The following is a 514-nucleotide window of genomic DNA, read 5'->3' on the forward strand; positions in this document are numbered from 1 at the left end:
GGGATTGTGGACTTTTTTCAACGCTGGAAACAAATTTAGTACTTGTTAATCCTCGATTTATGCCTTATAATGTAATCCGTAAAAACTCGCAGTCATACCTGCAATATGATGGAGGAATAATAAATGAATAACAACGAATTCCAGGTACTACTTTACTACAAATATGTACCTATTAAAGATGCAGAGCAATTCGCAAAAGACGAATTACAATTCTGTAAATCAATCGGCTTAAAAGGCCGTATTTTAATTAGTGATGAAGGGATCAATGGTACTGTATCTGGTCCAAAAGAAGCAACTGAACGCTACATGGACCACATGCATGCTATGGAAGAATTTTCTGACCTATGGTTTAAAATTAACGAAGCGGATGACTACGCACACAAAAAAATGTTCGTACGTTACCGTGAAGAAATCGTTTCTTTAAACTTAGAAGAAGATTTAAACCCTAACGAATTATCTGGTACCCACTTAGATCCAGCTGATTTCCGTGAAGCAATGTTAGATGAAGATACTG

General features: G+C 36.2%; 1 pseudogene. It reads left to right on the plus strand.

Going from position 1 to position 514, the window contains the following annotated elements:
• Positions 1 to 123 precede the first annotated feature (123 nt).
• Positions 124 to 514, plus strand: a pseudogene (locus ACRCJ0_RS19335) (rhodanese-related sulfurtransferase); the annotation flags it as partial.

It is taken from the genome of Aerococcus sp. L_32 (assembly GCF_050689315.1).